Genomic DNA, 18,513 nt, shown 5'->3' with positions numbered 1-18,513 from the left:
CACTATCATGCGATTTCGAGTGCAAATTGGAACAGTGAAACATAATGGTGTCTTTCATGAGAAGGGCGCCATTTTTAATGCTAACAAAAAGGATGTAGCGCATCTGATCGGTGATGGCGCGGTATCTGTGTTTACAGAGACAGATGTTGGCGGAGACGTTGAAGTAGGATCTGATGAAGTGACAAACGAGGATAGCGAACAGGACGAGCATTCCGACGATAATCAAGAGATTGTCTTCGAACTGAATACGGACGAATTGATTGTAGATGCTCCCCAAGGTAGGAAAGGCAAAGACGAATGAGCGCATTCAAGGATCAACTAAAGGCGGATGCTGCAGTCTTTCTCAATCCGGGTGAATTTGCAGATCAAATCGACATCGATGGGAAGAAGATTACCGGATTGATTGAACCTGTCGCAATCGGTGGGGGGAATAGATCGTACTCCTACCCGACCCATGACCGCGAATACACGGAAGAAATAATGCTCTATGTGAACCGAGCCGATTTCACATTCATTCCAGCAGTTGGACACACGTTAAAAATCAATAAAAAAGCGTATGTGGTCGTAGCTCCACCTGCTGATCTTGATGGCATTTTGGAAATCCGCCTTGGCGGGAATTCAAACCCATGATTGATTTCGACAACTCCATTAAACAGAGGCTGAAAGAAGCAGCAAATCTTCTGGCACATATTCCGAAGCAAATTCCAAAGGTACAGGCACGGGCTATGAACCGTGCCCTGTCCAGCGGGAAAACGGAAGCGGCAGCCAGGGTGAGAGACACGTATCTTGTCCGAAAAAAAGACGTCAGCGAGACAATGGAGCTCAAAAAAGCTTCCGCGAATGATCTGAATGGCCGTCTGGAATCAAAGGGGCATGTGATGCCACTGATTCGGTTTCGTGTCACGCCGAAAGCACCGCAACCTGGTAGGAAAAAACCAATCTTGGCCCAAGTATTACGAGCAGGCGGGAAATCTCCGATTCCTGGTGCGTTTGTTGCGAAAGTCAGAAATGTGGCCTCTGTATACAGACGAACGACACCGAAGAGGTTCCCAATCAAAGGACTCTACGCGCCTGCTGTACCGCAAATGCTAGACAACGAGAAGGTACGAAAATCAATACAGAATAAAATGCTGGAGACATTGGACAAGCGTCTCGAGCATGAAATAGGACGGGTGCTAGATGGTTAATGTTGTCCTAGTTAATAAGCTGAAAGAGCGTATTGAAACGCTCGTGAAAGATTTTCTGCTACCCACCAACGTAGATGGCCACGATCACAAAGCCCCACAGGTAGTTAGCGGGTTTCTGAGTGAGAGCAAACATTCACCTGTAGCCGATCCGCAAGAAATCAAAGCGGAGCTGCCCGCCGTTGTCGTTCGTTTCCTGAGAGAGAACGACGGGAGGCAGGCAAACATCGTTAAAATTCGAGTAATCGTCATCACATACAGCGAAGATGAACAAAACGGCTGGATTGATAGCCTGAATGTCGCGAATCGGATAAAGATTGGGTTAAAACGAGATCCGATCATTGATGAACGCTTTCAGATCGACGACGAATCGTTCGAAATAGAGCAGCCAGACGAGCAGCCATTTCCTGAGTGGGCGACTTACATCGCGTTTGACGTACTGGTTCCGCAAGTACAGTCGGAATTTGATTGGGAGGTATTTTATAAATGAGCAGAGCAGAACCAAAAGTGACTGCAAAAGAACCAATGCACGTCATCTACTGCGGGAGTAGTTTACGTGATGGCACACTTCATCGATACGCACTATTTACGGACGGAATTCCACAACATCTGAGCAAGCACGTCGAAGCATGCCCAGCCATCAAGAAAATGTTTGTGCCCGTTGAAAAACTGTCCCAAACAGAAGCAGCGATCAGAGATCATGGCACACCAGAGAGCGTCTTTTTTCAGCAGACTGCTGATTACGCCGTAGGAAAGAGAGTTGAGGAATAGTGGCATATAAACACCAGATAGGCGTCTCTGAGAGTGATACGAGTATTCTTTCTCCTGTTGAGGCTACAGCCGGACTGCCCGTATATTTCGGTACGGCGCCTATTCATTTGACAGACAATCCAACAGCATACGTGAATAAGCCGGTACTTGCCTACAGCTATGAGGAAGCGGTGAAGGCTCTCGGGTATCATTCCAACTGGGACGATTATACGCTGTGCGAAGCAATCAAAGCGCAATTTCAGCTTTTCAATGTTGGCCCAGCGGTATTCGTCAATGTGCTTGATCCTTCCATTCACAAGGTAAACGTGAAGGACAGCACAATTAATCTATCTTTGGGTAAATACACGATTGCTGCCGATGGAGTTCTATTGGCGAGCCTCATGGTTAAGCTCACAGGTGCTGGTAATGCGCTAGTCCGTAATAAGGACTTTACAGTGGTATTCAATAAGTCGGGCCACCCTGTTATTTCGCGGGTGGATGGTGGAGACATTCCAGCAAACCAAGTCGCATTGATTGTATCCTACGATAAGCTCACGCCTTCAGCTGTAACGGATGCCCAAATTATCGGGGGAATTGATTCGGCAACAGGAAAGGTGACTGGGCTAGAATTGATCAACAAGATTTTCCCATTGTATCGGTTGGTGCCTGGACAAATTGTTGTGCCGAAACACTCAAAAAAGCCGGCCGTTGCTGCAGTCATGAAAGCAAAAGCTGTGGGAATTAATAGCCTATTTAAAGCCATGGCAATTGCCGATATTGATTGCTCGCCAACAGGTGCGGCCGTTTACACAGATGCGCCCGCATGGAAAAACTCCAACAATTACAGCGACCCTTATCTAATAGCTTGCTATTTGAAACCGAAATTGGGTGACGAGAATTATCACGAGATTTATCACCTTTCCACGCAATTTGCAGCATTGAATAGCAGAGTTATTGCTGACAATGGCGACGTTCCCTATGTATCTCCTTCTAACAAAAACATTCAAGCAAACGCGTTGGTGAATGAAGCTGGTACTGAGATCAATCTTGGCGTAGATCAGGCAGCGTACCTCAATGGCGAGGGGATTGTCACAGCAATCAACTTTACTGGTGGACATAAGATGTGGGGCAATAATACGTCCACTTACCCAGCCAATACAGACGTGAAAGACAGATTTATACCCGTCCGTCAGATGTTCAACTGGATCGGAAATACGTTGGTTCTGACACACTGGCAAAAAGTTGACAACCCGACAAACAGAAGGTTGATTGACACGGTTGTGGACTCAACAAACATCTGGCTGAATGGACTGGCAGCGCAAGGTTCCATACTCGGCGGGCGTGTAGAATTCCGAGCAGTAGATAATCCGGTCACATCGCTACTGGACGGAAAAGTTTCCTATCGGTTGTTCCTGGCGGCTCCCGTACCGGCTGAAAACATCGAGTTCAAACTTGAATTTGATGTGGCATATCTAAAAAATCTCTTTGCAGCCTAATCATACAAGGCAGGTGGATAAACAATGGCAAATAAAGCAATTCCTGATCGCGTAAAGGATTTCATGATATACAAAAACGGTACAACAGACCTCGTGGGGGTGGCAGATATTCAGTTGCCATCCTTTTCTTTTGCTACAGAGGAAGTCAAAGGAGCTGGTGTATTTGGCAGTTTTGAATCCTCGGTAGGGCATTTCGGTAGCCAAAAAGTCACATTGAATTGGCACACGATCACCGATCTACTGTTTGACTTTCTGGAGCTGGGTGCCCATCGACTAGATTGTCGTGGAGCACTACAAGAGCATGATCGTAGCTCTGGTCGTCCAATTACACGTGCGCTACGGATCGTTGTTCAAGGGCACACCACCGGTGGGGAACTGGGAAAGCTAGAAAAAAACGCAACAACAGACAGCAATACAGAGTTGGAAATCACTTATATAAAGATCGAAATGGACGGAAAGAACGTTCTGGAGCTCGACAAACTGAATTACATCTATCGAGTGAACGGCAAGGATCAATTAGCTGATACGCGCCGGGCGCTTGGACTATAGAAGGGAGTTTTGCGAATGATTATGCCGTTGAAAAAACCATTGAAGGTGAATGAGAAGGAGCATACCTCTCTATCGTTTGATTTCGATAGTCTGACAGGTGTAGATATTATGGCGGCTTCAGAAGAGGCACGACACATCGGGGGAATATCCGCGCATGAGATGCAATCATCGGTTTTCCGAGCTGTAGTAGCAGCGAAAGCTTGCGGAGTCCTATACCATGACTTACTAAGACTCAATGGACGGGATTTTTATCTTGTAGTAACAGCGGCACATGCTTTTTTGCTCGGTATGGATTTGAAGGAGATGGAGGAGATAGAGGAGACGAAGGAATAATAGAGTTTCGTAAACTTGTACTCAACATGGCGAGGAACACGTATACCAGCATGGAGTTTTTCCTTGGCATACCCCTGTACGAGTTGAATGCATGGATACAGGCAGCCATGGAAAATTCGGAGGGAGGCGAAACGGATGGGTAGGAAACTGTATGAATTCACGATCAAGATGTCTGGGAAAATGAATAGATCGTTCACCGGCGCGTTCGATAACGCTTCCCGTCGCATGCAGGATATGCGAAAAAAAATCAGCGACTATCAGTCTTCTATTGAAAAAGCAAACAGCAAGCTGCAATCCATGACCAGTTTGCACACGAAAATGTCGGCCGCGATTGATAAAACCAAGCGCGGCCTTGCTGCTTTGGAGCGGAAATACCGAAGTGGCGCGATTAGCGAAGAGGCGTACAGACGGGAAAGTACGAAGCTACAAAACGACCTTCAACGGTTTACCAACGTACAAAGAAGAGCGTCCTCACAGGTCGATAAGTTTAAACGGAACATTGCCGAATTAAATCGAGAAATGAGAAGTGAACAAAACAATCTGAACTCTTATTCTCGTCAACTTCAAAGCATGGAAGCAACAGCACTTGCAGCGGGATTCTCTATCGGTGAAATAGCCATGGCCGGGGCAACGTTACTCCCACTTGGGGGCTACCTGGCAACTGTTGGGGTAGGATTGGCTGGAATTGCTGTAGGGGCCAAGACGGCTAAATCTGCTTTTGATTTGATGATGGATAGCGTTAAGAAAGCAGCGGATAGAGAATACAACATTGAAGTCATCGAATCATTGCTTCGGGACCAAAAGAAAGCAGACCAGCTATTCAACTGGATGGAGAAGCGAGCCATCGAATCCCGTTTCGGGATGACGGACTTCTTCGAATCGGGTAAAGCGTTTCTGTTTAAAACAAAAGACCTGAGACAAGTCCAAGACTTGCTGGATATATCCGAAAAGTTAGGGACAATCAATAAATTACAAGGTATGCAGGGTGCGGCAATCGCCCTCAACGAGTTATTAATTGGCGATACTGTCTCCATTGTTGAACGTTTCAATATGCCCCGCTCAGACATTAAGAAGTTTGCGAAAAAGGATATTGATGGCATTATCAAAGGCATGAATGAGCTGCTAAAAAAACAGAACATCGATGCCAAGTTGTTGAGTGATGTCGATACTACTGGTCTTGTTATGTATGAACAGCTCGTGGAAAAGCTCCAACTGACATGGACGAAGATGGGGGCCGACGCATTAGATTCATTGAAACCAGCCCTAAAGGAAATAGACAATTTGACCAAGACAGAAGCGTTTAAAGACTTGGCAAAGTTGGGATCAGATGCTTTTGCGGAAATGGGAAAAACGATTACGAAGTCCGTTCAGTTTGCCTCGAATCGCTTGCAGACGATTTTCAATAATCCGGAATATAAGAGGTTGGATGTTTGGGGGAAAATCGAGTTTATCGTAGCGGATGCATACGAGACGTTCAACAAATGGTGGAGCTCGGGAGGGAGTGAAGCCACGCAACGTGTCACTTATGAAATTGCATCGAAGCTCGGCGAGTTGATCAAGGCGGCAGCTGTACCTCTCATTCCTATTGCTCAAGAGGTAGGGTATGATGTCGGCAAATCTATCATTCAAGGCATCTGGGATGGAATGTGGGGAGAAAACAAGCTGGAAACTCCCTTTAGCAAACTGGAAGCCCGAATAGAGAGAATGAGAGCTGCTGGTCAAGATCCGAAGACTACACCCGTTTACGGTGGACCAAACGCAACCATGACGGCAGGGCCGGAACCAGCATGGTACGAAAAAGCGTGGGATTGGGTAAATGGTTCCCACGCAAACGGACTGCCCTACGTCCCGTTCGATGGATACCGTGCGGAGCTCCACGAGGGTGAGCGGGTATTGACTGCCCAACAGAATCGCAATCTCGATTCAAACTTATGGTCAAGAGCGAATCAGGCGTTGTCGTCACGCAACGGGAATCAGACGCTTGTTTTTCAGTTCTCGCCAAACCTTTCAGGAGGCAATCGGGCGGAAAACGAGTCGATGCTTCGAGACTCTTATCCTGAATTCAAGGCGAATATGCAGCGGTTCATAAGGAATGAGAGGGCGGTGAGGTTTTCCTGATGGCCGGAACATATACAACGAATGCAGGAGACATGTGGGACTGGATCGCGTATAAAACGATGGGCAGCGAGTATTTCATGCCACAGTTAATTGAAGCCAATTTAAAGCATCGAGAGACGGTAGTCTTTTCATCGGGAATCGTCCTGGTTGTTCCAGACAGTGACACCGGCACGGAGCAGGACACATCAAATCTGCCTCCTTGGAAGAGGGAGTGATGACGGGTGGCACAGCCGAGACGAGTTAACTTTGAACTTTTCTATGACAATAAGAATATTTCTAATGATCTGCAGCCGTACCTCATCTCGTTTGAGTACACCGATAATCTCTCTGGCACGGCGGATACCATATCTATCAACCTAGCAGACCGGGAACGCCTGTGGTGGGCAGCGTGGATGCCAGAATTGTATGCAAGCATAAAGGCAAAAATCATTCGTGAAAATTGGATCGATGACGGGAAAACGGATGCTTTAAATTGCGGGTATTTCGAAATCAACGAGATCAGCCTAACAAGTCCACCCAATGCGGTCGCCATACAAGGCGTGTCTGTGCCAGATGCATCGACGATTCGGGCACAACGAAAATTCCGCGCATGGGAAAAAACGCGATTGTCTGTGATCGCAAAAGATATTGCAGGCAAGAATGGCCTCAAACTTCTTTTTGACGCAGAAGACGAGGACTATGATCGGATTGAACAAACAGAGGAAACCGATCTTGGTTTCCTCATGCGCCTGTGCGATGATGCTGGCATTGCTGTTAAGCTGACAGGCAAACAGATTAGTTTATTTGATGAAGCCAAATACGAGGAGAAACCTCCTGCTTTTTCGCTCAATTACGCAACGTCCAAGATCAAAAGCTTTTCGGCACAGGTGACCACGACAGGTATCTATAGTCGCGCTGTTGTGAACTATCACAGTCCGAAGGGGAAAAAGAAGATCCACTACACCTATATGCCCCCCAACGCCCCAAAAACGGGTCGTACGCTGTATATCAATGAGCGCGTAAAGGATGGACGTCAGGCAGAACGAAAAGCCAAAAGTGCGCTGCGCCAAGCGAATAAGGACCAGCACAAGGCAAGCATTACTTTGATGGGAGACGTTAACCTGGTAGCTGGTATGACGTTTATGCTGAACAATTTTGGGGCTGTGAGCGGGAAATACATCATTACCCAGGCGGTTCATGCTTATAGCGGAAATGGCTACGAAACTTCGCTTGAATGCAGAAAGGTATTGGGTTGGTAATGGATATGAAAAACATATTGCGTGTCGGCATTGTATCGAGCGTAGACGAGAGGGATGCGACAGCAAGGGTCGTCTTTGGTGACCGCGAGGATGTGGTGTCCAACAAAATGGATATCCTTTCTCGTGGTTCTTTTTTGTTAAAAGATTACTGGCTGCCGGATGTGAATGAACAGGTATGGTGCCTATTTTTACCGACAGGGAACGCAGATGGGATTATTCTCGGATCAACGTACAACCAAGAGGACCCAGTGCCAATCAAGAATAAAAATAAACGCCACATCCGTTTTGGAGATGGGACATTCATCGACTATGATCGAGAAACGCATACCCTGACGGTCGATTTTCTTCATCCTGGGAAAATCGTCTTCAATAACGCCGATATCACATACAACCAAACGACGCAGCGAGGTGAACCAGAATGGCGGTCATCGGAAGTCTTGGAGAAGTGATTTTTGAAGTATCTTCCCAGCGTGTGCGTACTTTTGATGAACTGACAAGAAACGGCTCGAGCCGATGGGTAACCCATGACATCCATCGAAATAAACCGATTCCGGAATTCGTAGGTCCTGGTCTTGAAGAAATCAGTCTTTCTATTCAGTTGAAAGCCTCGCTCGGGGTAGATCCAGAAGCAGAACTGAAAACCTTGAGGACCAAAAGGGATACAGGACAAAGGGATTTATTGGTCATCGGAAACAAACCTATTTCAACTAGCCAATGGGTTACCGAGTCGGTCAGCGAAGAACACACAAACTATGACGGCCGTGGTCGTTTACTATCTGTTAACGTTGAGCTGCGTCTCAAGGAGTATCCGAAAAAGGCGGGAAGCTAATGGCTCAAATCGTAACGATAACAAGTGATTTTAATGAGGTTATTTTCGGTGCGACTGGAGAAACAGAAGTTATTCAAAATGTGAGAACGATCATGAGGAGTATGATTCATACGTGTCCAATGTATCGTTTATTCGGGTGGGACCCAAACATTGATGCTCCTGTAAATGCCTATATGGCAATCACTTCGGCACGACTCATTGAAAAAATCCAACAGTATGAGCCGCGCGCAGAGGTACAGGAAGTTACGTATGAAGGTGATGAAAACGGGATGTTAAAACCTTCGGTAAAGGTGGCGATAAAAGGTGTCTAGGTTTGACTTTTTACCAGATGTATCGTTCGCCAATAAATCGCCCCAACAGATCGAAGCGGATCTGATCGCAAACTATGAAAAAGAATACAAAAAACCACTTTCACCAGCCGATCCGGTACGACTCTTTATCAAGAGCATCGTGCCTTTTTTTGTACAGCAAAGAGTCATTATCGACGACTCTGCTAAACAGAACTTGCTTAAATATGCGAGAGGAAAGTACCTGGTCCTTATTGGTATCTTGCTGAACGTATTAAGAATACTGGCTACAAAGGCTAAGACCACGATTCGTTTTACCTTATCGACACCAGTATCCCAGACTATCCCAAAAGGGACTCGAGTCACAGCAGGGGACAACGTATTTTTTGCAACAACCGCGGACGTCACAGTCACAAGCGGGGAAACGAAAGTAGAGGTCAAAGCGGAATGTGTATCCGTGGGCGAAATTGGAAATGGGTATCCAGTGGGGAAACTGAACCAATTGGTTGACCCTCTGCCATTTGTACAATCGGTATCTAATGTCACAGAATCGGGCGGTGGGGCAGATGAAGAGGACGACGATTCATATGCGGAACGAATCCGGCAGGCACCTGAGAGTTTTTCCGTGGCTGGCCCATCGGGTGCCTATGAGTTTTGGGCAAAGTCAGCCAGTACGCTTCTGGGGGACGTGAATGTATCAAGCCCAAGGGCTGGAGTGGTAGAGATTCGACCTCTGCTCAAAACGGGCGAAATACCTGATCAGACAATCCTCGATCAAGTCGCGGCTGTTTGCAACGATAGAAAGATTCGGCCACTCACCGACCAGGTATTTGTTTTGGCCCCGTCTCAAAAAACATACAACATCGAGGCCACATACTGGATTGATACGGACAAGGAAAGTGCTGTTACCACGATTCAGGCAAATGTGAATAAAGCCATCGCTACCTACCAACTTTGGCAAAGAGCCAAGCTTGGCCGTGACATCGATCCGTCCGAGCTGGTTTTTCAAATGAAAAAGGCGGGAGCTAAACGGGTATCTGTGACAAGCCCGGTTTTTACCACACTGACTGAATCGCAAGTAGCCAAAGAACACACGGTCAACGTGGTGTATGGAGGATTGGAAAGTGGTTGATATCTACAACGCAAAGCTGTCGGACATCCTTCCATCGTCCATAAAAGAAGATAAGAAGATTCGAGCGTTGGCTGCAGCCATTACAAAGGAAATGCAGGACATATCCTCCGATATGAAACTGGTGCTAATGTTTGCCCGGATCGATGAACTAGATTCAAATGTTGTGGACATTTTAGCCCACCAATTGCACGTCGATTTCTATGATTCAACGTTATCCCTTGAAAGTCGGAGAGAGCTCGTCAAAACGGCAATTGGAGCTCATCGATATAAGGGCACGCCTTGGGCAATCGAGCAGGTCGCATCCATCGTGTTCAAAAACTCATCGGTCCGCGAATGGTTCGAATATGGTGGGGAACCACATCATTTTCGAATTGAGACGGAACAACTGGTATTTGCGCCAGGCGACCTAGCAAAGTTCCGCCGCCTTCTGGAAGGTGTGAAGCGCAAAAGCTCCTGGCTTGACGACATTGTTTTCAAGATCATAGCAAGTACGATCGAAGTGAATGTTTCCGCTAAAAAATTCAGAGTTGATTACTTTGTGTGTAATACCTTTTACCCTGACGAGGTTGTTGTCAATGCTCCAAGCTTGCCCGTCTTTGTTGCGCCTGGCATGCCTATGTTTACAGCAACGGAATGATGAAGGAGGGAATCAGATGCCAATTGGCACAAGACATATATTACGTGACGGCGGTCTACTCCCGGTCCCGCAATATTTTAACGGGACGAAGGATGAATTTCAGGAAATTCAGGGTAATAAAGGCGCTATGTTCGTGCAACTTCGTGGCTTATCTGCAAAAGAGCCTTTTAGTGGTGCCACAGATACTACCCAAATTTTCACTGAGCCCATGTATGGGTTTGTTATCAAAAACGATGGAACGAGCGATTTGACCTTCACCATTAACACGCACACCTTTACAGTCAAAGAAGGAGAAGTGTTCGAAGAATCTTTCGAACCGTTTACCCAAGTGATCATCAAAACAACTTCTCCGTTTCGTGCTTACGGGAAGGGGTAATCCAGATGGCTATTAAAGTGGAACCTGCTTTCCTGGAATTCATCCGAAACACGGTAAGTGCAAAACTGAGCAATGCGATCATCACTGTTGACGGGAAATCGGTCGTTCATCCGATTACGCAAACGAAGCACCTCACCAACGCCCAGAAAACGGTTGTGCAGCTGTACGTTTACTTGGACGCCGTGGACGCAGCAGGCACCATTACAGAGGCAAAACTAGTGGACGCAAGCGGGACGGCAATGATTACCTCTGATGCACAGATTACCTCGCACGAAACAGGGGCATTGTTGCTGTTCGAAATCCCTTTCGAAGTGAGGAGTGTGTGAAATGCCTTACGAACGGCAATTTTGGACTGACCGGCTTGTAAATACGGAAACAGGTGAAACGATCCAAGATGGTACTCGTTTTACCGCACGGCGTATGAATCACATAGAAGAAGGTATTAAGGACATCGATGGCGTTGTTATCAGATTAGAAAATCGCATTCTCTACCTGCACGCCAAGATCACGACAGGAGACAGGACTGCGGGGAATAGTGGGATTTTTGTTGATTTGTTTGACGGCATCCAGGATGCGGTCATTTCCTTGGATAGGACGAGAACAACCATCCAGTCGATTTCTGGTACGAATGTTACCGTTGCATCGGTGGCAGGATTTGCAGTTGGGCAAGAGGTTACGTTAGCCTCTGTCAACAATCAGGAGGAGCGTATCATCACAGCAATTAATGCGTCGACAAAAATTATCACACTAAACGCAGCTCCAACAGCAACCTATTCGGCAAATGCCATACTGGCAAGGTCAACCGTTGAAATTGATACAGCGGCGAAACGTATGCGACGAGGGTCAATCGATACTTATAGTGTGAAAATATCTGTAACGTAAGAAAGGAGGCGGTTAGATGGCTAGTAAAACAACTGTTGTTGGCATCCCAGAGTCTACATCGCAAAGCCGGTCACAAAAGATAATCGTACCCAATCTAAAGCGTGTTGTCTCTGTTGCAGTCAATACGGGCAAAGTTACACATTCTATTAATGGCAGCGAAGTAACGATCAATGTCAGTGATGGCTCCTATACTCGGTATACCACATCCAGTACCCCGAACACCAAAACTGTATCGGATACTCGTACGAGCAGCACGGATAGTTTTCAGTCGACTATCAGCTATAACGATGGCACCTATAGTGGCACCTTGACTAAGTCAGGAGGATCAACTCCCTATGTGGTCAGTGGTAGCGGGCCTGACCAAAAATCTGTAACAGCTACTCGTGATTCTTGGTACGACTATGGCGGGTCTTGTAGCGGCGCGCAAAGTGGCGCATTGTCGGCGTTACCATCCTCCATTTCCTATTCGGACGGAGAAGGATACACTGGCACTTTGCAACGTACCGGGTCATCAGCGGGAAGATGTCAACTTTTAAATGACGAGGGAGGCGGAGAAAAAACATACGGAGCCTCTGCAACAGGCACCTATTCCGGTACGGTGTCTAAGCCTGATACGCGTAAGTACAACTACTCCCAAAGCTATTCCGGAACTGTGTATGGACCATCTTCGGTATCTTATACCTACTACTACGCTTATACCGTAACCGTTACGTATGAGGACAACTTCGGTCAGACGCTCACGCTTACTGCTCCAGCAAGCGGGGTCAAGTTGTCTGTAGGTAATACCTACACAGTTACCGGAACCACATTGGACACTGATCCTGGTGATATCGTATCAGTCTCTGTACGTGTCAACAAAGGCACTGCCTATCGTATCCTGCAAGCATCTGCGGACGGCGTAAATCCACTCGCTTTTAGTAAAATTTTTACCTTTGCGGGCGGGGCCATTAAGGACGGTACGACAGCCGTTTCTGGGCTACTAGATGAGGGAACTACGCACCTGTTAGAAGTATGGTCGGAGGATACCAAAGGTGGTACTTCCATCATTGCTGAACGCACGTTTACCGTGATGCTGAATCGTCCGCCAACTCTTACACACACATTCGTGGCGAACAATGATAATTTGTCGGATGATTCCCCCATTACAATCAAAGGGACGGTTTCCGATCCAGATGGGCAAGCAGTAACCATGAAGTATCGTCTAAACGGCGGTGCAGATGTCCCCATATCGATCAACAGTGGCGCGTGGACGATAACCGTCACACCAAAGCAGATGGTTAATGGACCGAACAGTCTCGTCATAACAGCAGCCGACTCATTGGGAGCAACGACAGTCCTCACGTTTTCCTTGACCAGATCCGTGACGAAAACACGCCTCAAAACTGCCCATGCTCGCTACAAGCTATCTCCTCAGTCAACCACAGCCAAAGAAGTCCTGGCTTGGCTCCAACATGAAACAGGAGATTTGAATGTGGACGGAGCTCTTTCCATCGTAGCGGCTGGAGCTGCTGAATCTTACAAGCCCATGACCAAAACGTCTGCACCTGTAATCACTGGAATCGTAGAGAAGGAATTCATCGGAACGTACGCGACACCAGACGCTCAGCTCCATTTGAAATTTACACTAACCAGTAATGACGCCAACTCAACAGCTGCAGCGACGAATTTATCGGGGGCGATCAAAGCATGAGATACCGGAAGCGTAATCCTGACGGATCGCTAGGGGACTGGGTTTACACGCCAGCAGGAGAGGAAGAGCGCCGGCAGGAAGAGGCACTACAAAAAGAGTTGGAAGAATTGCGGAAAGAAAATGAGAAGCTGAAAAATGCTCATAAAGAGGGTGGAGAAAATGGCGTGGGCTAAGCCGACAGACAAGAAAAGCAAAGACTTGATTCTGGCCCAGGTCAGGGATTACAAGAAAGGCCGTCTTGTGGAGCCATTTAGCGATACCAACGCCTGGCTTAAAGCCTATGGCGGCGGATCAGTGTCATTTAACAATGGCAAGCTGCAAATCACTTCGACAGGCACATCGATTGCCGCACGCCGAAACGTCCTCTTAAGCTTGTCAGGTGCAAAGACCTTGAAGATTAGATTCTATGTAGACAATTTGACCGACTTCTATGAGTTCCAGCTCTATTTGGCTCATGATACTGGCTATGCCGAATTTTTAGGTTATACTGTACGCGCTTGGAGAATGGCGATTGGTTGGAACGAGCATATCATCGATGTCAGCAAGCTGGAGCCCGTTGGAGCTGCAAGCCTGACCAGGGATATCGTTTCTATGCAAATCCGAGTGAAGTCCAATGAGAACACTACGGCATCGATCGTTTTTGACTCGATCATTCGAGATGAGTCGCAGCGGGGGAAGGTCATTTTTATGTTCGATGATGGCTGGTCTTCTCAATACACCGAAGCGTTCAAGTACATGGGAAAATATAATCTACCAGGTGTCATTGCCGTCATTCCGTCGCACGTAGGGTGGTCTGGCTATTGCACGCTACAACAGCTAAAGGAAATGTACGATTATGGCTGGGACATGGCCAACCATACGATGAACCACGCGACGCTCAAAGACCTGAAAGATATAGCGACAATCGAGAAAGAGGTAGCGGACGCTGAAAAATGGTTGAATGCAAATGGCTTTACGAGAGCGTCAAATATCTTGGCCTACCCATACGGGGCGTATGATGCAAGGGTGCTACAAGTCATGCAGTCTCGCAGAGCGGGCCGCACTGTCCAAGAAGATACGGCAACCACACCGCCACCGGATAAACGGACGATCAAGATTCGAAATGTGGAGCATACGATTACACCTGCCACACTAAAAGGACACATAGATGATGCGGCAAAGGTAGGGGGCGTGTGTTTGTTCATGTTCCACAAGATCGTTAGCGGCGAAGCCACGTCCAGCATCGAGTATAACGTAAGCAACTTCCAAGAGGTTGTTGATTACGCATATTCCCGGCGAGCTGATATCGATATCGTGACAATGAGCGAATGGCTGGACAGTTGCGGGTTGTAGTAAAGAATATTGTTTTTCATGAGGAGCTGCTAACGTGGCTCCTCTTACTTTTGCCCATAGGAGGGCGAGGAGGACCGCAACACATGAAATTTCTACAGAGTTTAGAGAATGTAGCAACTCCAGCAAACGGTTGGGCGACAACAGCCGGTGCAATCGTATCGCCCGCCTTTTTCTATCTGTACGGCACGAACCGCCAGGATATCCTGATCGTGCTCTTTTTTATGATCGCTCTTGATTGGATCACAGGCATTTCCGCAGCGAAAAAGAACCAGTCGTATTCGTCCGATTATGGCATATCCAGGATTCCACGGACTTTGTTTCTATTTGCATTGCCAGCCGTTGGAAATATGTTGGATCGGGTCATGGGCACACCAGGATTCCTGTTCTACGGCGTCACCTTCGGCCTCATTTACCACACATGGACAAGCCTCACCGCCAATGCTCACCGCGCAGGCTGGCCTATGCCGAAGTCTATCGAGAATCTGGTTGGGTCAGAGATTAAAGCAAAAGCAGAGAGATCCGCACGAAAGGAGTAAAAGTAATTATGATTCTTATGATGAAAGAGTATCGAGTAACCAGTCCTTACGGTCCACGAATGAGCCCTTTAAATAGAAAGCAAGAATTCCACACTGGGATTGACCTTGTAAAGCCTGCATATGCAAAGATCCAAGCTTTCGTTGCTGGGACGGTTGTTTATGCAAACATGGGGCAAGCGGGTACTGGAGTCGGCGGTTTTGGAAACACAGTAATCATCAAAGACAAAGACAATCACCTACACTTGTACGCACATCTCTCAGATTACTGTGTTTCAGTTGGTCAGTTCGTCGTTCAGGGTCAGGTGATCGGGCGGCAAGGGAACACTGGAAAATCCTCAGGTCAGCACTTGCATTATGAGGTGCGGAAAAATGGTTCAAGTTTTGGTTTTGGAAACCACATGCATCCAGTGAAGTACGTCGACGATTTTTATGCGAGGGAATGTCCACAACCAGAGAAAAAACCTGTTGATAAGGTATCCATCGAAATCAACGGAAAGCTGCTGTCAGACCAAGGCTACCTCAAAGATGGCATTTCAACCCTGCCAGTACGCGCGGTATCTGAGGCTGCGGGAGTCACGCCAGAATGGTGCCCTACGACTCAGCAGGTGAAAGTGGCAGGACACGATTTGACAGAGACCATTGAGGCTGGAGTCTCCTACGCCCCGGCTCGGGAGCTCGCTGCGGCGCTCGGCCTTCAGGTGGAGTGGGTACAAGAGATAAAAACAGTGAAGTTGAAAGGATGTGTGACAGTATGAAAGAATGGCTGACAAAGAATAAAAAGAGCGTGCTGCTGATTCTAACCGGTGTCCTTGGAATCGTAGGCGGAACCGTCATTGGTTTCAGTGAAGATCTGCAACTCCAAATCGTTAGTATCTTTGATCAACTACTGTCAGGGGCTGTCCAAAAAGGGCATAACGGCTAAATTTCAAAAATTAGAAAACATAGATTTACCAAAGTTCTGGAAAATTAATAGGGGCAACTCAAGCCAAAAAATCGACTTTTGAGATAGCCCCTACTAAACTTCATATTCTTATAGTTCGTTTTTAGTTTGTGCGAGCTTTACCGATACAATGCCAGACATATCCTCTACTGATGTAACTGAAACGGTATGAGTTCCAGTACCCCAACCGGAACTACCTTTTTTGTCAAAGGGTTTACCTGGTTTTGCTACTCCGCTCATAACCTCGTTGCCGTTTGGATCGGTAACTACGACATTAATGTCAGCTGTTCCTGTATTTTGTACATACACTTTAACCCATCCATATCCAGCAGGAATATCAAATTCAAAATCATCTTGGGTATTATTGGCAATATTCTCACCGTTAACCGGCTTTCTAGTTTTAAAAGGTTCAAAAAGACCATTTACAGAAACATCAGTTTTTTTTATCTTCCCCTTCGTAACTTGACTGTCCTGATTTTGCTGTTTTACATCTACATTGGATGATGATGCAATAACACTAGATCCAAAAGATAGAGAGCTAAGTAAAAGAGTTGCTGTTATTGTGCCTTTAATGAATCTTTTCATAAATATCCCTCCTAAATGAAATATGTTTACAACTGTATTAATATTTTACATAATCTTACAAACAATGTAAATGATAACACCAGCAAAACCAGAAGAAACATGTTAAATAATAGGTTAAATCATAGCCACTACCAACTGAAATTGATCCTAGCTAATACCAAATTACGAAGGAACGGACAGCAGTCTTCTACTTATGCACGATGTGTGGCGTGCTCAAGTAGAACAAAAATTCAAGTATAGATTATTTTTTCTCTATGGTATGATTATTGGCAACATCTTCATAAGGGCGGGGCTAGTAATGAATACTTTGTTTGTTTCGATAATGGGTGTTAACGAAGCATCCGAATTGTGGGAACTTAGTAATACAATAATCAGAGGCCTATGTAAAAGCGGCAAAATTGTAGCAACACCTATTGATGACACTTGGGCTATAATGCGAGAGCAACCAGCAGAAGCTCTAAAATCGATTGAGGATGCCCTCAAGAAAGAGAGCCTGTATCATATAGCTTTCTCTTCACCCGATGAACCAATTATCAATTTTATCAAGGATGGCATGGGCATGCTTTCTTTAGAACAGCCTATCGAAGCAATTTTTGTACATCATCCTGGTCCACTTTCTACTCGAGCTGCAAATTCACTTAGAAGAGTTGGTATTAGTACAGTGAAACGTTTGGTTGAATCTACGTTAAATCAACTTTGGCCAATTCGAAATTTAGGGAATCGCGCCTTGAGGCATACTTTCGATGCTCTAAAACAAGCAACAGATAACCCGTCCCAGTTTTAAGGAGACGGGTTATTTTATTAGTACCTGTCCATGTAATCAGAAGTGTATACGAAGTGCTTTCCTCCACCGATCATATACCGTTTCAGTTTCTCACGAAACGACTGGTCTGCAAGTGCCAATTCAACCACAAATGCCTGGGCACTCCCTAGTGACCGATTTCGTTTCGCCCTTCTATGAAATATCGGATTGTCCATTTTTTCGCGAATGAGGGCTTGAATAATCTTTAGATCCCTTGTCTAAACTGCGGATAAGGTCAGTTAAATAATTTTAAAAGGTGAATATAATTGAACAAATCCGTAGATATTCTCGAAGTAATCGTTCAGCAACTATTAGAGGATGATAGGCTGGTAAAGATGTTGATACCGAGATTACTAGAAAGGATGGAGACGAGAGGCGAGCCTACGATTGAAAAGTGGTTAACTGTTAATGAAGCAGCCAAATACCTGAATATTTCTTCTTACACGATCTACATTATGGTACGTGAAGGTACATTACCAGCATCTCGACTCGGATCATTAAGTTCACGAAAACCAGCACTTCGCTTTCAACTCAGTAAATTAAATGATTGGATGGAAGCTGGAGGGGTCCGCGATCCTGTTAACAAACAAACATGAAGGAAAGAAATTATTCCATATAGTAAAGTGCACCCAGGAGTTTGATGCCTCACGGGTGCACTTTTTTAAAGAATAGTCCTTTCGAATTTTGCCCACTTAGTTGCCCACTTTTTGCCCACTTTCTTACTACAAGATATTAACGGGAATTGATACTTTGGAAGAGAAAAGCCTGATTTATCAAGGTTTTTTAATGAGCATTTACAGGAATTTAACGTAAAAAC

At 46.2% G+C, this 18,513-nt stretch carries 28 protein-coding genes; 27 read left to right on the top strand and 1 reads right to left on the bottom strand.

All coding sequences use genetic code 11. The features are described 5' to 3' along the window. The first annotated feature begins 7 nt into the window (after positions 1-7). The 25 genes from HP401_RS33335 (at position 8) to HP401_RS33215 (ending at position 16,291) form a co-directional block, all read left to right on the top strand. Positions 8-301 carry a hypothetical protein gene (locus HP401_RS33335; RefSeq protein WP_173606738.1) on the top strand — a complete coding sequence of 98 codons (294 nt, stop codon included), beginning with the start codon at positions 8-10 and terminating at the stop codon, positions 299-301. Further along, positions 298-630, top strand: coding sequence for a hypothetical protein (locus HP401_RS33330; protein WP_173606737.1), 333 nt, complete (start codon positions 298-300; stop codon positions 628-630). Before HP401_RS33335 ends, HP401_RS33330 begins: the two co-directional genes overlap by 4 nt. After that, complete coding sequence (locus HP401_RS33325) at positions 627-1,187, top strand: phage tail protein (RefSeq protein ID WP_173606736.1); 561 nt, start codon at positions 627-629, stop codon at positions 1,185-1,187. The genes HP401_RS33330 and HP401_RS33325 overlap by 4 nt, the downstream gene beginning before the upstream one ends. Continuing rightward, complete coding sequence (locus HP401_RS33320) at positions 1,180-1,674, top strand: hypothetical protein (RefSeq protein WP_173606735.1); 495 nt, start codon at positions 1,180-1,182, stop codon at positions 1,672-1,674. Before HP401_RS33325 ends, HP401_RS33320 begins: the two co-directional genes overlap by 8 nt. Continuing rightward, entirely contained in the window at positions 1,671-1,955 is a 285-nt protein-coding gene (locus HP401_RS33315) for a hypothetical protein (RefSeq protein ID WP_173606734.1), read from the top strand. The genes HP401_RS33320 and HP401_RS33315 overlap by 4 nt, the downstream gene beginning before the upstream one ends. Next, positions 1,955-3,430 carry a phage tail sheath family protein gene (locus HP401_RS33310; RefSeq protein ID WP_173606733.1) on the top strand — a complete coding sequence of 492 codons (1,476 nt, stop codon included), beginning with the start codon at positions 1,955-1,957 and terminating at the stop codon, positions 3,428-3,430. Before HP401_RS33315 ends, HP401_RS33310 begins: the two co-directional genes overlap by 1 nt. 24 nt (positions 3,431-3,454) lie before the next feature. Further along, the gene (locus HP401_RS33305) at positions 3,455-3,979 is read left to right on the top strand and encodes a phage major tail tube protein (protein ID WP_173606732.1); all 525 of its coding nucleotides are present in this window, start codon (positions 3,455-3,457) and stop codon (positions 3,977-3,979) included. Positions 3,980-3,994: 15 nt separating this feature from the next. Continuing rightward, complete coding sequence (locus tag HP401_RS33300; RefSeq protein ID WP_173606731.1) at positions 3,995-4,312, top strand: phage tail assembly protein; 318 nt, start codon at positions 3,995-3,997, stop codon at positions 4,310-4,312. 135 nt (positions 4,313-4,447) lie between these two features. Beyond that, on the top strand, positions 4,448-6,430 hold the full coding sequence (locus tag HP401_RS33295) for a GumC domain-containing protein (RefSeq protein ID WP_173606730.1): 1,983 nt from the start codon (positions 4,448-4,450) through the stop codon (positions 6,428-6,430). Beyond that, positions 6,430-6,645 (top strand): tail protein X, encoded by a 216-nt coding sequence (locus HP401_RS33290; RefSeq protein WP_173606729.1) that lies wholly within the window; start codon positions 6,430-6,432, stop codon positions 6,643-6,645. Before HP401_RS33295 ends, HP401_RS33290 begins: the two co-directional genes overlap by 1 nt. Positions 6,646-6,651: 6 nt before the next feature. After that, complete coding sequence (locus HP401_RS33285; protein WP_173606728.1) at positions 6,652-7,668, top strand: phage late control D family protein; 1,017 nt, start codon at positions 6,652-6,654, stop codon at positions 7,666-7,668. A gap of 5 nt (positions 7,669-7,673) precedes the next feature. Beyond that, positions 7,674-8,117 (top strand): phage baseplate assembly protein V, encoded by a 444-nt coding sequence (locus HP401_RS33280; RefSeq protein WP_217366197.1) that lies wholly within the window; start codon positions 7,674-7,676, stop codon positions 8,115-8,117. Next, complete coding sequence (locus HP401_RS33275) at positions 8,087-8,497, top strand: phage tail protein (protein ID WP_173606726.1); 411 nt, start codon at positions 8,087-8,089, stop codon at positions 8,495-8,497. The genes HP401_RS33280 and HP401_RS33275 overlap by 31 nt, the downstream gene beginning before the upstream one ends. Further along, entirely contained in the window at positions 8,497-8,808 is a 312-nt protein-coding gene (locus tag HP401_RS33270) for a hypothetical protein (RefSeq protein WP_173606725.1), read from the top strand. The genes HP401_RS33275 and HP401_RS33270 overlap by 1 nt, the downstream gene beginning before the upstream one ends. After that, on the top strand, positions 8,801-9,916 hold the full coding sequence (locus HP401_RS33265) for a baseplate assembly protein (protein WP_173606724.1): 1,116 nt from the start codon (positions 8,801-8,803) through the stop codon (positions 9,914-9,916). The genes HP401_RS33270 and HP401_RS33265 overlap by 8 nt, the downstream gene beginning before the upstream one ends. Further along, complete coding sequence (locus HP401_RS33260; RefSeq protein ID WP_173606723.1) at positions 9,909-10,553, top strand: phage tail protein I; 645 nt, start codon at positions 9,909-9,911, stop codon at positions 10,551-10,553. The genes HP401_RS33265 and HP401_RS33260 overlap by 8 nt, the downstream gene beginning before the upstream one ends. 16 nt (positions 10,554-10,569) lie before the next feature. Beyond that, positions 10,570-10,929, top strand: coding sequence for a hypothetical protein (locus tag HP401_RS33255; protein ID WP_173606722.1), 360 nt, complete (start codon positions 10,570-10,572; stop codon positions 10,927-10,929). Between the two features lie 5 nt (positions 10,930-10,934). Then, positions 10,935-11,255: a hypothetical protein gene (locus HP401_RS33250; RefSeq protein WP_173606721.1), complete on the top strand. Its 321-nt coding sequence runs from the start codon at positions 10,935-10,937 to the stop codon at positions 11,253-11,255. A gap of 1 nt (position 11,256) precedes the next feature. Continuing rightward, positions 11,257-11,811, top strand: a complete 555-nt coding sequence (locus HP401_RS33245; protein WP_173606720.1) for a hypothetical protein — start codon at positions 11,257-11,259, stop codon at positions 11,809-11,811. Between the two features lie 16 nt (positions 11,812-11,827). Continuing rightward, positions 11,828-13,501 (top strand): Ig-like domain-containing protein, encoded by a 1,674-nt coding sequence (locus tag HP401_RS33240; RefSeq protein ID WP_173606719.1) that lies wholly within the window; start codon positions 11,828-11,830, stop codon positions 13,499-13,501. Then, a complete protein-coding gene (locus HP401_RS33235; RefSeq protein WP_173606718.1) occupies positions 13,498-13,674 on the top strand; it encodes a hypothetical protein in 177 nt (58 codons plus the stop codon). The genes HP401_RS33240 and HP401_RS33235 overlap by 4 nt, the downstream gene beginning before the upstream one ends. Then, positions 13,661-14,833, top strand: a complete 1,173-nt coding sequence (locus tag HP401_RS33230; RefSeq protein WP_173606717.1) for a polysaccharide deacetylase family protein — start codon at positions 13,661-13,663, stop codon at positions 14,831-14,833. Before HP401_RS33235 ends, HP401_RS33230 begins: the two co-directional genes overlap by 14 nt. Positions 14,834-14,916: 83 nt before the next feature. After that, complete coding sequence (locus tag HP401_RS33225; RefSeq protein WP_173606716.1) at positions 14,917-15,369, top strand: phage holin family protein; 453 nt, start codon at positions 14,917-14,919, stop codon at positions 15,367-15,369. A gap of 8 nt (positions 15,370-15,377) precedes the next feature. After that, positions 15,378-16,124: a peptidoglycan DD-metalloendopeptidase family protein gene (locus HP401_RS33220; protein WP_173606715.1), complete on the top strand. Its 747-nt coding sequence runs from the start codon at positions 15,378-15,380 to the stop codon at positions 16,122-16,124. Beyond that, the gene (locus HP401_RS33215) at positions 16,121-16,291 is read left to right on the top strand and encodes a hypothetical protein (protein WP_173606714.1); all 171 of its coding nucleotides are present in this window, start codon (positions 16,121-16,123) and stop codon (positions 16,289-16,291) included. Before HP401_RS33220 ends, HP401_RS33215 begins: the two co-directional genes overlap by 4 nt. 108 nt (positions 16,292-16,399) lie before the next feature. Here HP401_RS33215 and HP401_RS33210 read toward each other — a convergent pair whose 3' ends face one another. Further along, positions 16,400-16,894, bottom strand: a complete 495-nt coding sequence (locus HP401_RS33210) for a hypothetical protein (protein ID WP_173606713.1) — start codon at positions 16,892-16,894, stop codon at positions 16,400-16,402. A gap of 193 nt (positions 16,895-17,087) precedes the next feature. On the opposite strand from HP401_RS33210, the gene HP401_RS33205 reads away from it, so the two are divergent. Together HP401_RS33205 and HP401_RS33200 are read left to right on the top strand one after the other, a co-directional pair. Continuing rightward, entirely contained in the window at positions 17,088-17,678 is a 591-nt protein-coding gene (locus HP401_RS33205) for a DNA-directed RNA polymerase subunit alpha C-terminal domain-containing protein (RefSeq protein ID WP_173606712.1), read from the top strand. Between the two features lie 284 nt (positions 17,679-17,962). After that, a complete protein-coding gene (locus HP401_RS33200) occupies positions 17,963-18,292 on the top strand; it encodes a helix-turn-helix domain-containing protein (RefSeq protein WP_173606711.1) in 330 nt (109 codons plus the stop codon). Positions 18,293-18,513 lie beyond the last annotated feature (221 nt).

It is taken from the genome of Brevibacillus sp. HB2.2 (assembly GCF_013284275.1).
Lineage (GTDB): Bacteria > Bacillota > Bacilli > Brevibacillales > Brevibacillaceae > Brevibacillus > Brevibacillus brevis_D.
Note: the sequence above shows the minus strand (reverse complement) of the source record. Positions and strands in the feature narration are given on the sequence as shown.

Excerpts from the sequence above, each read along its gene's own strand:
- HP401_RS33250 (WP_173606721.1), top strand. The coding sequence starts at position 10,935 with ATGGCTATTAAAGTGGAACCTGCTTTCCTGGAATTCATCCGAAACACG.
- HP401_RS33270 (WP_173606725.1), top strand. The coding sequence starts at position 8,497 with ATGGCTCAAATCGTAACGATAACAAGTGATTTTAATGAGGTTATTTTC.
- HP401_RS33300 (WP_173606731.1), top strand. The coding sequence starts at position 3,995 with ATGATTATGCCGTTGAAAAAACCATTGAAGGTGAATGAGAAGGAGCAT.
- HP401_RS33290 (WP_173606729.1), top strand. The coding sequence starts at position 6,430 with ATGGCCGGAACATATACAACGAATGCAGGAGACATGTGGGACTGGATC.
- HP401_RS33280 (WP_217366197.1), top strand. The coding sequence starts at position 7,674 with ATGAAAAACATATTGCGTGTCGGCATTGTATCGAGCGTAGACGAGAGG.
- HP401_RS33245 (WP_173606720.1), top strand. The coding sequence starts at position 11,257 with ATGCCTTACGAACGGCAATTTTGGACTGACCGGCTTGTAAATACGGAA.
- HP401_RS33205 (WP_173606712.1), top strand. The coding sequence starts at position 17,088 with ATGCACGATGTGTGGCGTGCTCAAGTAGAACAAAAATTCAAGTATAGA.
- HP401_RS33330 (WP_173606737.1), top strand. The coding sequence starts at position 298 with ATGAGCGCATTCAAGGATCAACTAAAGGCGGATGCTGCAGTCTTTCTC.
- HP401_RS33305 (WP_173606732.1), top strand. The coding sequence starts at position 3,455 with ATGGCAAATAAAGCAATTCCTGATCGCGTAAAGGATTTCATGATATAC.
- HP401_RS33315 (WP_173606734.1), top strand. The coding sequence starts at position 1,671 with ATGAGCAGAGCAGAACCAAAAGTGACTGCAAAAGAACCAATGCACGTC.
- HP401_RS33240 (WP_173606719.1), top strand. The coding sequence starts at position 11,828 with ATGGCTAGTAAAACAACTGTTGTTGGCATCCCAGAGTCTACATCGCAA.
- HP401_RS33275 (WP_173606726.1), top strand. The coding sequence starts at position 8,087 with ATGGCGGTCATCGGAAGTCTTGGAGAAGTGATTTTTGAAGTATCTTCC.
- HP401_RS33225 (WP_173606716.1), top strand. The coding sequence starts at position 14,917 with ATGAAATTTCTACAGAGTTTAGAGAATGTAGCAACTCCAGCAAACGGT.
- HP401_RS33235 (WP_173606718.1), top strand. The coding sequence starts at position 13,498 with ATGAGATACCGGAAGCGTAATCCTGACGGATCGCTAGGGGACTGGGTT.
- HP401_RS33325 (WP_173606736.1), top strand. The coding sequence starts at position 627 with ATGATTGATTTCGACAACTCCATTAAACAGAGGCTGAAAGAAGCAGCA.
- HP401_RS33295 (WP_173606730.1), top strand. The coding sequence starts at position 4,448 with ATGGGTAGGAAACTGTATGAATTCACGATCAAGATGTCTGGGAAAATG.
- HP401_RS33230 (WP_173606717.1), top strand. The coding sequence starts at position 13,661 with ATGGCGTGGGCTAAGCCGACAGACAAGAAAAGCAAAGACTTGATTCTG.
- HP401_RS33335 (WP_173606738.1), top strand. The coding sequence starts at position 8 with ATGCGATTTCGAGTGCAAATTGGAACAGTGAAACATAATGGTGTCTTT.
- HP401_RS33255 (WP_173606722.1), top strand. The coding sequence starts at position 10,570 with ATGCCAATTGGCACAAGACATATATTACGTGACGGCGGTCTACTCCCG.
- HP401_RS33215 (WP_173606714.1), top strand. The coding sequence starts at position 16,121 with ATGAAAGAATGGCTGACAAAGAATAAAAAGAGCGTGCTGCTGATTCTA.
- HP401_RS33320 (WP_173606735.1), top strand. The coding sequence starts at position 1,180 with ATGGTTAATGTTGTCCTAGTTAATAAGCTGAAAGAGCGTATTGAAACG.
- HP401_RS33220 (WP_173606715.1), top strand. The coding sequence starts at position 15,378 with ATGATTCTTATGATGAAAGAGTATCGAGTAACCAGTCCTTACGGTCCA.
- HP401_RS33210 (WP_173606713.1), bottom strand. The coding sequence starts at position 16,894 with ATGAAAAGATTCATTAAAGGCACAATAACAGCAACTCTTTTACTTAGC.